The 11,921-nt window shown below is 63.9% G+C and carries 11 protein-coding genes; 10 read left to right on the top strand and 1 reads right to left on the bottom strand.

Annotation, left to right across the window (positions count from 1 at the left end):
* Positions 1-8: 8 nt before the first annotated feature.
* Complete coding sequence (locus ABB27_RS08120) at positions 9-662, bottom strand: TetR/AcrR family transcriptional regulator (protein ID WP_057628195.1); 654 nt, start codon at positions 660-662, stop codon at positions 9-11.
* 210 nt (positions 663-872) lie between these two features.
* On the opposite strand from ABB27_RS08120, the gene ndk reads away from it, so the two are divergent.
* The 10 genes from ndk (at position 873) to folD (ending at position 11,704) form a co-directional block, all read left to right on the top strand.
* Complete coding sequence (ndk, locus tag ABB27_RS08115) at positions 873-1,298, top strand: nucleoside-diphosphate kinase (protein ID WP_057628193.1); 426 nt, start codon at positions 873-875, stop codon at positions 1,296-1,298.
* Between the two features lie 15 nt (positions 1,299-1,313).
* A complete protein-coding gene (rlmN, locus tag ABB27_RS08110) occupies positions 1,314-2,519 on the top strand; it encodes a dual-specificity RNA methyltransferase RlmN (RefSeq protein WP_057628191.1) in 1,206 nt (401 codons plus the stop codon).
* A 10-nt stretch (positions 2,520-2,529) separates the two neighbouring features.
* Entirely contained in the window at positions 2,530-3,297 is a 768-nt protein-coding gene (pilW, locus tag ABB27_RS08105) for a type IV pilus biogenesis/stability protein PilW (RefSeq protein ID WP_425477515.1), read from the top strand.
* Positions 3,298-3,303: 6 nt separating this feature from the next.
* On the top strand, positions 3,304-4,146 hold the full coding sequence (locus ABB27_RS08100; protein ID WP_057628186.1) for a helix-turn-helix domain-containing protein: 843 nt from the start codon (positions 3,304-3,306) through the stop codon (positions 4,144-4,146).
* A 55-nt stretch (positions 4,147-4,201) separates the two neighbouring features.
* Positions 4,202-4,843: a YfgM family protein gene (locus ABB27_RS08095; RefSeq protein ID WP_057628184.1), complete on the top strand. Its 642-nt coding sequence runs from the start codon at positions 4,202-4,204 to the stop codon at positions 4,841-4,843.
* Complete coding sequence (bamB, locus tag ABB27_RS08090; RefSeq protein ID WP_057628181.1) at positions 4,843-6,039, top strand: outer membrane protein assembly factor BamB; 1,197 nt, start codon at positions 4,843-4,845, stop codon at positions 6,037-6,039. Before ABB27_RS08095 ends, bamB begins: the two co-directional genes overlap by 1 nt.
* Positions 6,040-6,051: 12 nt before the next feature.
* A complete protein-coding gene (gene der, locus ABB27_RS08085) occupies positions 6,052-7,452 on the top strand; it encodes a ribosome biogenesis GTPase Der (RefSeq protein WP_057628180.1) in 1,401 nt (466 codons plus the stop codon).
* A gap of 213 nt (positions 7,453-7,665) precedes the next feature.
* Positions 7,666-8,805 carry a molybdopterin-synthase adenylyltransferase MoeB gene (gene moeB, locus ABB27_RS08080; protein ID WP_057628179.1) on the top strand — a complete coding sequence of 380 codons (1,140 nt, stop codon included), beginning with the start codon at positions 7,666-7,668 and terminating at the stop codon, positions 8,803-8,805.
* 77 nt (positions 8,806-8,882) lie between these two features.
* Positions 8,883-10,742 (top strand): monovalent cation:proton antiporter-2 (CPA2) family protein, encoded by a 1,860-nt coding sequence (locus ABB27_RS08075; protein ID WP_057628177.1) that lies wholly within the window; start codon positions 8,883-8,885, stop codon positions 10,740-10,742.
* A 62-nt stretch (positions 10,743-10,804) separates the two neighbouring features.
* Positions 10,805-11,704, top strand: coding sequence for a bifunctional methylenetetrahydrofolate dehydrogenase/methenyltetrahydrofolate cyclohydrolase FolD (folD, locus tag ABB27_RS08070; protein ID WP_057628175.1), 900 nt, complete (start codon positions 10,805-10,807; stop codon positions 11,702-11,704).
* Positions 11,705-11,921: the final 217 nt, after the last annotated feature.

The raw sequence follows: 11,921 nt of genomic DNA, 5'->3' as shown, positions 1-11,921 counted from the left end.
CGGTTGGATCAGGAAACAGCGGGGGAGGCCGGGTTGCGCACGCTGGCGCGGAAACCGGCTTCGGCGAAATGGATCAGTTCCTGCGCGGCCTTGCTGCGGTGCTCGGCCTCGCTGATGTTGGCTGGGCGCTTGATCAGTCCGAAATCAGCCATGGCGTAGGTCAGCGAACCGGCCAGGAAGTCCAGGCGCCAGTACAGCTCTTCCTTGCTCAGTCCCGGCACGCAGGCGCCGATGGCCTTGCCGAACTCGCGCAATACATGGCCGTAGTGGTCGGACAGGAACTTGCGCAGGTTGTCGTTCTTCTCGGCATAGGCGCGGGCGATGACGCGGACGAAGGCACCGCCGCTCTGGCGGTCCTGGGCCAAGGCCAGGGCCGGCTCGACGAAGGCGGCCAATACCGCGCGCAAGTCGCCCGGGTGCGTGCTGCGGGCCATTTCCAGCTGGCCCAGGCGGGCAGCAGTCATCTCGTCCATGCGGCGGCGGAACACTTCATTGACCAGGTTGTCCTTGGACCCGAAGTGGTAGTTGACCGCAGCGATGTTTACATCGGCGTGACTGGTCACCTGGCGCAGCGAGGTGCCGGCAAAGCCGTACTGGGCGAACAGTTCCTCGGCCGCGCCGAGAATGCGGTCCTTGGTGGAGAAGCTGGCGGGTTTGCCCATGGCTGGCTCAATCAATCAAACGATTGTTTGGATCCTACGCCCGCCGGCTCGTTCAGGTCATGCTGCGTCGCAGCATCATTCATCTGCCGCTGTGCAAAGGGCAGAGTCACCCGGTAGAATTAGCCACCGCAATTCAGGCTAAGCCCGCGTCCGCACGCGGGTTTTTTTAATGTACCCTCGGGCCGACCGGCCCAATATCGGAGAATTCCCATGGCGCTGGAGCGCACTCTTTCCATCATCAAGCCCGACGCCGTTGCCAAGAACGTGATCGGCGAAATCTACGCCCGCTTCGAAAAGGCCGGCCTGAAGGTTGTGGCTGCCAAGTACAAGCAGCTGTCGCGCCGTGAAGCCGAAGGCTTCTACGCCGTGCACCGCGAGCGTCCGTTCTTCAACGCCCTGGTCGAGTTCATGATCTCCGGCCCGGTGATGATCCAGGCCCTGGAAGGCGAGAACGCCGTCCTGGCCCACCGCGACCTGCTGGGTGCCACCAACCCGAAGGACGCTGCTCCGGGTACCATCCGCGCCGATTTCGCTGATTCGATCGACGCCAATGCCGCGCACGGTTCGGATTCGGTCGAGAACGCAGCCAACGAAGTGGCTTACTTCTTTGCTGCCACCGAAGTGGTTTCGCGTTAATTAGAGGTTGAAGTCGTGAACGAGGTCGTACAGACACCCGCCATCCAGCCGCTGCCGAAAACGGCAACGACCGCTGGCAAGCAGAACCTGCTCGACCTTGATCGCGCGGGCCTGGAGCATTTCTTCGTCGATATTCTTGGCGAGAAGAAGTTCCGTGCCCATCAGGTGATGAAGTGGATCCACCATCGCTACGTCACCGATTTCGATCAGATGACCGACCTCGGCAAGTCGCTGCGCGCCAAGCTGCAGCAGCATGCCGAGGTCGTCGTCCCGAATATCGTGTTCGACAAGCCCTCGACCGATGGCACCCACAAGTGGTTGCTGGCGATGGGCGTGGATGGCAAGAACGCCATCGAAACCGTCTATATCCCCGACAAGACCCGCGGCACGCTGTGCGTGTCCTCGCAGGTCGGTTGTGCGTTGAACTGCACGTTCTGCTCAACCGCTACCCAGGGTTTCAACCGCAACCTCAGCACCGCCGAGATCATCGGCCAGGTGTGGATCGCTGCGCGTCACCTGGGCAATGTGCCGCACCAGATGCGTCGTCTCACCAACGTGGTGATGATGGGCATGGGCGAGCCGTTGATGAATTTCGACAATGTCATCCGCGCGATGAGCATCATGCGCGATGACCTTGGTTATGGCCTGGCCAACAAGCGCGTGACCTTGTCCACCTCGGGCCTGGTGCCGCAGATCGATCGCCTGTCGGTCGAGAGCGATGTGTCGCTGGCGGTGTCGCTGCACGCGCCCAACGATGAGCTGCGCGAGACGCTGGTGCCGCTCAACAAGAAATACCCGATCGCCGAGCTGATGGCTTCCTGCGCGCGTTACCTGCGCGGCAACAAGAAGCGTGACTCGGTGACCTTTGAATACACCTTGATGAAGGGCATCAACGACCAGCCCGAGCATGCCCGCCAGCTGGCCCGCTTGATGCGCCAGTTCGACAATGCGGTGCAGGCCAAGGATTCGGGCAAGGTCAACCTGATTCCGTTCAATCCATTCCCAGGCACTCGCTACGAGCGCTCGGACGAAGAGCAGATCCGTGCCTTCCAGAAGATTCTGCTCGATTCGCAGGTGCTGACCATGGTGCGCCGTACCCGTGGCGACGACATCGATGCCGCCTGTGGCCAGCTCAAGGGGCAGGTGATGGATCGCACGCGTCGCCAGGCCGAGTTCAACCGTCTGCTGCAGGAACAGGAAGGCGGGGATGCGGTCGCCTGATCGCTGGATAGTGCTGCTGGTTCTGGTCGCGCTCACCGCAGCGTGCGGGCGCGACAATCTCAAGATAGGCCGGCCGCGGGTCGTGGCGCCGGACTACAGCGTCAAACAGGACAAGACCGCACATAAACGCATGCGCTACCAGGAGTTCCTGCGCCTGTCCGGTGATCGCTTTGGCCGTGGCCAGCTCGACGAGGCGCTGCAGTTCGCGCGCTCGGCACAGAAGCTGGAACCCGCCTCGCCTGATGCCTACACCATGCAGGCGGTGATCGAAGGGCATAGGGGCCAGGCCGAGGCGGCCGGGGCGCTTTATCGCAAGGCCGCCGAATTGGCGCCGCAGCAGGGTGATGTGCTTAATAATTACGGCGCCTGGCTGTGCAGCAACGGCCATCCCGCCGAGGCGCTGGTCTGGTTTGACCGCGCCCTCGCTGACCCGAACTACGGTGGCCGCGCCGATGCCCTGGCCAATGCCGGCGGCTGTGCACTGGCGGCCGGCCAGCGCGAACGCGCCGAAGAGAATCTTCGTCAGGCCCTGGCCTTGGCCCCGACCAATGCCTATGCGCTGGAGTCGATGACCCGCAATGAAGTGTTGAATGGTCGTTACTTTGAGGCCAGAGCCTTCTACCAGCGGCGTTTGGCGGCTGCGCCGGCCACGGTTTCCGTGTTACAACTTGCCATTCAGATTGAAGAGCGACTCGGCGACAGGATGGCGGCCGGTCGGTTCCAACAGCGGTTGCGCGAAGAGTTTCCTTCAGCGGCAACCTCGAATCCCCAAGGCTGATGCATTGTGATCAATGATCCGGGTGTAAATGCTTTAGAAGGTGTACTGGGTTGCGGCGAGCAGCTGCGCAAGGCGCGAGAGGCCGCCGGGTTGTCATTGGATCAGGTGGGCGGGCAGTTGCGCATGCCGGTGCAGGTGGTGGCGGCGCTGGAAGCTGAACAATGGTCGCGACTGGGCGCTCCGGTATTCGTGCGCGGCCAGCTGCGTAGCTATGCGCGCCTGCTGAAGGTCGATCTGGGTGGTTTGCTGGAGCAGGCCAAGATCGCGCCGGTCGAGCCGCCCAAGCTGGTCAGTCATACGCATACCCCGCGGCTGCGGCGTGCGGCCGAGAACATCGGCCGGCGCGCGGTCTACGTGGTGATCACTGCCGTGCTGGCCGTACCGGTCTGGTATGTGATCAGCGGCAATTCCAATAGCGCTCCGCCAAGTACCGCCTCGTTGGACGTGGTGCCGGCGACGGATGCTGGCGGCCAGCCGTCTGCGCCGGTCCAGTCGCCGATTGCGGCGGCGCCGGTCGCGGCTCCCGACAATGGCCCCTATATCGCCTCGATGGCACCGCTGGCACGGCCCGCGGCGGCGGCTCCGTCGGCGCTGACGCTGAATTTCAAGGGCGACAGCTGGGTGGATATTTCCGCTCCGGACGGTGCCACGGTCGAAAAGGCGCTGGTGCGGGCGGGTGAAAAGCGTAGCTTTGCAGCCGGCCAGGTGGGGCGCATGGTGTTGGGCAATGCGGCCGAGGTTGAGGTTCAGCAGGCGGCGGGTAACGTCGACCTGGCTCCGTACAAGCGCGGTAATGTGGCCCGCTTTACGGTATCCTCTGACGGCTCCGTGGCGCCGGTTTCACACTGAAACCAGGCGTCGAACAAAACAACAAGGCTCCCCGCCAGGGTGAGCGAGAGTACGCATGGCGATTGACGACCTGCTCGACGAGCACGAACAAAGCGAACGTGTCCGCACGTGGCTGCGCAAGAATGGCGCCGGGATTATCGGCGGAGTAGTTCTCGGTATTGGCGCTATTGCCGGCTGGCAGTGGTGGCAGAAAGAGCAGGTCGGCAAGCTGGCCGACGCCAATGTCCGTTATGAAGCCGTGGCGCGCAGCCTGCAGTCCAAGAACCTGGACGAGGCGGCCAAAGAGGTAGCGGCGCTGGGCGGTGGCAAGGCTGGCATTTATGCCGACCTGGCTTCGCTGGAGCTGGCCAAGGCTCAGGTTGAGGCGGGCAAGAGCGAGGACGCGATCAAGACGCTGCGCGCGCTCAAGGTCGAGGGGGAGTTCAAGACCCTGATCGACCAGCGCATTGCGCGGCTGCTGATCGAGACCGGCAAGCCCCAGGAAGCGGCGACCCTGCTGGGCGCGGCCGATGACAGTTCTGGTCTGGAAATCCGTGGCGACGCCTTGATTGCGCAGGGCAAGCGTGATGAAGCGCGTGAGCTATACACCCAAGCGCTGGCCAAGCTGGACGTGGCTGCACCGCAGCGCCGCTTGCTGGAAACCAAATTGATGGACGCCGGCGGTACCGTGGCTGATCCTGCAGCGGAGAAGAATTGATGAAGTTCAAGCAAGTTGCAGGCATTGCCTTGATGGCAGTGGCCTTGACCGGTTGTTCCACGGTCAAGGGCTGGTTTGCCGGTAAGGACGCTGCGGCCAAGAAGGCGCTGGAGCCGGCCGAACTGACCAAGTTCGAGCCGACCGCCAGGGTCGACAAGATCTGGTCGGCCAACGTCGGCAAGGGCGAGGGCCGTATCGGCCTGCGTCAGGGTCCGGTGGTTGCCGATGGCCGCGTCTACGCGGCAGCGGTGCAGGGCGGCGTGCATGCGCTGGATCTGCAGACCGGCAAGGAAATCTGGGAATACAGCCCGGCCAAGGAAAAGAAGAAGCCCAAGCTGCGTCTTTCCGGTGGTCCGGGCGTTGGCGATGGCCTGGTGGTGATCGGCACGCTGGATGGGCAGGTGATTGCACTGGACGCGGCCAATGGCAGCGAAAAGTGGAAGTCCAAGGTCACCGGCGAAGTGATTGCCGCCCCGGCCGTGGCCCAGGGTCTGGTGTTCGTGCGCAGCAATGATGGCCGCACCACCGCGCTGGATGCCGCTACCGGCGAACAGCGCTGGTTCAATGCGCAGGAACTGCCTTCGCTGACCGTGCGTGGCAACGCGCCGGTGGTGACCGGCCCGGGCGTGCTGTTCATCGGCAACGACGACGGCACTGTCGCCGCCCTGTCGATGCAGGATGGCCGTCCGCTGTGGGAGCAGATGGTGGGTACGCCGGAAGGCCGTACCGAGCTGGAGCGCATGGCGGATATTGACGGCGCCCCGGTGCTGGAAGGTAATACGCTGTATGTGACCAGCTTCAAGAACCAGACCATGGCCATCGAAGGCCCGACCGGTCGCCCGATGTGGTCGCGTGACCATGGCGGTGGCGGCGGTGTTGCGGTGTCCTCCGGCAATGTCGTGGTCACCGACGGCAAGGGTTCTGTATACGGGCTGGACAAGAATTCCGGCTCGGCAATGTGGTCACAGCAGGCGCTGGCTCGCCGCTCGCTGACCGGTGCCGCCATCCAGGGTGACTATGCCGTGGTGGGGGATTACAAGGGATATCTGCATTGGCTGCGGTTGAGCGATGGTGAATTGGCTGCGCGTGCGAAGAGTGGTGGTGATGCTCTGCTGGCGCAGCCGGTCGTTGCTGACGGCATCCTGCTGGTGCAGAACGTTGATGGAAAGCTGACCGCATTCCGGTTGGCCCAATAAGGAGTTATAGCGATGCTGCCTTTGGTCGCCCTGGTTGGACGACCGAACGTCGGTAAGTCCACTATTTTCAATCTGTTGACCCGTACGCGCGATGCGCTGGTCCATGACCAGCCGGGTGTTACCCGCGATCGCAACTACGGTGTCTGCCGTCTTGATGAGGACAATCCCTTCCTGATCGTCGATACCGGTGGTATCGCCGGTGAAGAGGAAGGGCTGGCTGGCGCCACTGCGCGCCAAGCCCGAGCCGCCGCCGGTGAGGCGGATCTGATCGTATTTGTTGTTGACGCGCGTGATGGCACGTCGGCCCTGGATGACGAGATCCTGTCTTGGCTGCGCAAACTTGCGCGGCCTACTTTGCTGTTGATCAACAAGATCGACGGTACGGACGAACATGCCGTTCGTTCGGAGTTCTCCCGTTATGGCTTCAGCGAGATGCTGACGGTCTCTGCCGCGCACCGGCAGGGCATCGACGATCTGGTTGAAGAAATTGTCGAGCGCATGCCCGAAGAAGGCACGGCCGAGACCCTGGACAACGATCCGGATCGCATCCGCATTGCCTTCGTTGGCCGCCCGAACGTGGGCAAGTCGACGCTGGTGAACCGCATTCTCGGTGAGGAGCGGATGATTGCGTCCGAAGTGCCCGGTACCACCCGCGATTCGATTGCGGTGGACCTGGAGCGCGAAGGCCAGCTGTACCGCTTGATCGACACCGCCGGTCTGCGCCGCAAGGCGCGGGTCGAGGAAGTGGTGGAGAAGTTCAGCGTGGTCAAGACGCTGCGCTCGATCGAGCAGTGCCAGGTGGCGGTGCTGATGCTGGACGCCCACGAGGGCGTGACCGATCAGGACGCCAGCGTGCTGGGCGCGGTGCTGGATGCCGGCCGTGCGCTGGTCATTGCGATCAACAAGTGGGACGGCCTGAGCGAGTACGACAAGCAGCAGGCTGAAACCCTGTTGTCGCTGAAGCTCGGCTTCGTGCCGTGGGCCGAGAACGTGCGGATTTCCGCGCTGCACGGCTCCGGCCTGCGCGAGTTGTTCAAGGCGATTCACCGGGCGCATGCCTCGGCGACGCATGAGTTCAGCACGGCCGAGGTCAACAAGGCGCTGGAAGTGGCGTACGAAGCCAACCCGCCGCCGAGCATCCGTGGCCATGTCTCCAAGCTGCGTTACGTGCATCCGGGTGGCAGCAATCCGCCGACCTTCATCGTGCACGGTACGCGCCTGAAAGAACTGCCGGACTCGTACAAGCGCTACCTGGAGAACTTCTTCCGCAAGCGCTTCAAGCTGGTGGGTACGCCGGTGACCTTCCTGTTCCGTGAGGGTGCCAACCCGTACGAAGGCAAGAAGAACGTACTGACCGACCGCCAGGTCAAGGCAAAGCGGCGCTTGATGAAGCACGTCAAGGGCAGAAAGTGATTCGCACCCGGGGCGCGATTCAAGCTCCCGGGGTGATGTAGACGAAAGCGGCCGAAAGGCCGCTTTTGTTTTTTGCCGCTTGGCTGCTGCGCATGGTTGGGGCGATGTTTGCGCCGGTTGATGTCGTCGGCGCGCTCGCGAGGCTTGACCCATACAGGCAGCGTGGGCGCGGTTCATTTCCGCTGCCCGCTGCGTTTGGCCGATAATCCAGCCATGAGCATCCGTGAACTGACACCGGAACAGGCCCGGGCCTGCCACGCCAATGGCGCCTTGCTGATCGACGTGCGCGACGCGCATGAGCGGGCCGGCGGGATGGCGGAGGGCGCGCTGGGTATTGCCAAGGCCGATCTGCTTGCCGACCCGGCGCAACACCTGCCAGCGCAGCAGCGCGAGATCCTGCTGATCTGCCAGAGCGGCAAGCGCTCGGCCGATGCAGCGCAGGCACTGCTGGACGCCGGTTACAGCAATTTGGCCTCGGTAGCCGGGGGTACAGTCGCCTGGCGGACGAGCGGCCTGCCCTTGGTCCAGCCCTTGCTGGATGCGGGTGAGCGTGACTTCTATGACCGCTATTCGCGGCACCTGCTGCTGCCACAGGTCGGTGAGGCCGGGCAGCGCCGACTGCAGCAGGCGCGAGTGCTGGTGGTTGGTGCAGGTGGCCTCGGTGCCCCGGCGGCGTTCTATCTGGCCGCAGCCGGTGTTGGGCGCCTGCGCATCGTCGACGATGATGTGGTGGAGCGCAGCAACCTGCAGCGCCAGATCATCCATACCGAGGCCGCGCTGGGCACCGCCAAGGTGGTTTCGGCGCGCGAGCGCCTGTTGGCACTGAACCCGCGGATCGAGATCGAGGCAGTCAGCGAGCGTGTCACCTCGGCCAATGTCGATGCGCTGTTGCAGGATGTCGATGTGGTGCTGGATGGCTCGGATAATTTTCCGCTGCGCTATCTGCTCAACGATGCCTGCATCAAGCACGCCAAGCCGCTGGTCTATGCGGCGATCGAGCGTTTTGACGGGCAGGTGAGCGTGTTCGATGCCGGCCGTCAGCGCGGTGTCGCGCCGTGCTATCGCTGCCTGTTCCCGGAGCCGCCGCCGCCTGAATTCGCACCCAACTGTTCCGAGGCCGGTGTACTCGGTGTCCTGCCCGGCCTGGCCGGGATCATGCAGGCAACCGAAGTACTCAAACTGGTGCTGGACATCGGTGAGCCGCTGGTTGGGCGCCTGCTGCGCTTTGATGCATTGCAGATGCGTTTCCGCGAAACCCGCGTCCCTGCAGATCCCGCATGCGCGGTGTGTGCTCCCGGCACCCCGTTCCCGGGCTACATCGACTACGCCGCCTTCTGCGCGCACACGGCTTGAATTGAGCGGCGGGCAGTGACCAGATCTGCACGGTTTTTGCTTTATCGTGCGCCTACACGATTACAAGGCGATGCGGCATGGCAGCGGAATCCTCAGCGGAACTGGTAAAGATAGTCGCCTTGCTTGGCGCCGCCGTGGTGGCTGTGCCGCTGTTCCGGCGACTGGGGCTGGGCTCCGTGCTGGGCTATTTCGTTGCCGGTTTGGCGATCGGTCCGTTTGGCTTCGGTTGGTTCTCCGATCCGCAGGCCATCCTGCACGTGGCCGAGCTGGGCGTGGTGATGTTCCTGTTTGTGATTGGCCTGGAAATGCGGCCTTCGCATCTGTGGAGCCTGCGCGGGGAGATCTTCGGCCTGGGTACGGCGCAGATACTGACCTGTGCGCTGGTGCTGACCGGCGTGGCGATGATGTTCGGTTATCGCCCGCAGATTGCCTTCATCGCTGCTGCTGGTTTCGTGCTGACCTCCACGGCGGTGGTGATGCAGCTGCTTGGCGAGCGCGGTGACCTGACTTTGCCCTCAGGGCAGAAAATCGTTTCCATCCTGTTGTTCGAGGACCTGCTGATCGTGCCGCTGCTCGCTGTTGTGGCGTGGATGGCGCCAGTGCAGGCCGGGGCGCAGGAGGGTTCGCGCTGGTTGAGCATTGCCATTGGTGCAGGTGCCATCGTTGGCCTGGTATTGGTGGGGCGCTATCTGCTCAACCCCTTGTTCCGCATCCTCGCTGCCGCCAAGGCGCGCGAGGTGATGACGGCGGCCGCCTTGCTGGTGGTGCTGGGCGCGGCGTTGCTGATGCAGCTGGGCGGGCTGTCGATGGCGATGGGCGCGTTCCTTGCAGGTGTGCTGCTGTCCGAGTCGACCTTCAGGCACCAGATCGAGGCCGATATCGAGCCCTTCCGCGGCATCCTGCTCGGCCTGTTCTTCCTCAGCGTGGGTATGGCGCTGGACCTGTCGGTGGTGGCGTCGAACTGGAAGGTGATCGCGCTGCTGGTGCCGGCGATGATGCTGGCCAAGGCGCTGTGCATCTACGGTGTGGCGCGGGTGATGGGCAGTGATCACCGCCAGGCATTGGACCGTGGCGTGCTGATGGCACAGGGCGGCGAGTTTGCCTTTGTGCTGTTTGCCGCTGCTGCGACAACGGGCGTGATCGACGCCAAGGTCAATGCCAATCTGACCGCCGTGGTGGTGTTGTCGATGGCGCTGACGCCCCTGTGCATGCTGGTGTATCGCCTGCTGGTAAAAGAAGGGCAGGTCTCCACCGAAGGCGTGGATGCGGCCGATGGGCTGACCGGCAGCGTGCTGGTGATTGGTTTTGGCCGCTTCGGCCAGGTGTCCAGCCAATCGTTGCTTGCGCGCGATGTGGACGTGACCATCATCGACAACGATATCGAGATGATCCGCAGCGCCGGCCGCTTCGGCTTCAAGATCTATTACGGCGACGGCACCCGCCTGGACGTGCTGCGTGCCTCTGGCGCCGAAACAGCGCGTGCGATTGCGGTCTGCGTGGATGACCGGGTTGCCGCCGACCGCATCGTCGAGCTGGTGCGTCATGAGTTTCCGTTGGCCAAGTTGCTGGTGCGCTCGTTCGACCGCGAGCACTCCTTGGCCTTGATCCATGCCGGGGTCGATTTCCAGATCCGTGAAACCTTCGAATCGGCGGTGGAGTTCGGCCGTGCTGCGCTGCTGCAGCTGGGGGTGGATGAGGATGAGGCTGATGTGGTCGCCACCGAAATCCGCCGGCGCGATGCCGAGCGCTTTGAACTGGAAATGGCCGGAGGCGGCTTGCAGGCCGGTGCCGGGATGCTCTACGGCAATATGCCGGGCGCGCCGACGCCAACCCCGTTCACCCCGCCGCGGCGTGAGTCGCGCCCCCTCAATCCGGACGCGATTGCCGGGGCAGGGGAGGAGCCGGTTTCCGGTTCGGGCGCGGCGCCGGGACCATGACAAGGTGTGGCGCTGGCCGTAATCAGGGACAATAGCCGCCCCCGTGTTCATCGCCATGCCCCATGACTGTCCTCGCCGACGCCTCCACCCAGACTTCCCGCATCCTTGATGGCCGCCGTATCGCCGAGGAACTGCTCGACGATTTGAAGGTGCGTGTCGACGCCCGTCTGGCGGCCGGTGGCACCCGTCCGGGGCTGGCCGTGGTGCTGGTGGGCGGCGATCCCGCCTCATCGGTGTATGTGCGCAACAAGCGTCGCGCCGCCGAGAAGGTTGGCATCGAGGCCTTTGATTACGACCTGCCCGAGGGCACCAGCGAGGCCGAGCTGCTGGACCTGATCGACCAGCTCAATGCCGACCCGAAGATCCACGGTATCCTGATCCAGCTGCCCTTGCCGGGCATTCCCGATGCCAACCGCCTGATCCAGCGCATCGACCCGCGCAAGGACGTGGATGGTTTCCACCCGCAGAACGTGGGCCACCTGGTACTGCGCGAGTTCGGCCTGCGCCCGTGCACGCCGCGTGGCATCACCACACTGCTTGGCCATACCGATCAGCCGGTGCGTGGTCGCAATGCCACCATCGTTGGCGTCAGCAATCATGTCGGCCGGCCGATGGGCCTGGAACTGCTGATTGCCGGCTGCACCGTGACCAGCTGCCACAAGTTCACGCCCAAGGACGTGCTGGAGCAGGCGGTGCGCAATGCCGACATCCTGGTGGTGGCGGTGGGTATCCCGCAGCTGATCCCGGGTGAATGGGTGAAGCCGGGTGCGGTGGTGATCGATGTCGGCATCAACCGTCTGGAGGATGGCCGGCTGGTTGGCGATGTCGGCTTCGAGGCGGCGGCCCAGCGCGCCAGTTGGATCACCCCGGTACCGGGCGGTGTCGGCCCGATGACCGTGGCCACGCTGATGCAGAACACGATCGAGGCGGCCGAGGCCAGCGTCGAGGGCCTGACGTTCTGAGGCGGTAGTGCCGAGCCATGCTCGGCAGGGGCTTTCCCGGCACAGCATCTAATGTAGTGCCGAGCCATGCTCGGCAGAGGCCTCCCCGGTAATGCCCCAGCCGAGCATGGCTCGGCTCTACAGGTGAAGCTTCCCGGTAATGCCTCTGCCGAGCATGGCTCGGCACTACATGGCCGCCTCAATTCCTGAATACCCCCTCGCCAGCGCGACACCGCCT

Source organism: Stenotrophomonas terrae (assembly GCF_001431465.1).
Lineage (GTDB): Bacteria > Pseudomonadota > Gammaproteobacteria > Xanthomonadales > Xanthomonadaceae > Stenotrophomonas > Stenotrophomonas terrae.
This window is presented reverse-complemented; position numbering and strand designations above follow the sequence as displayed.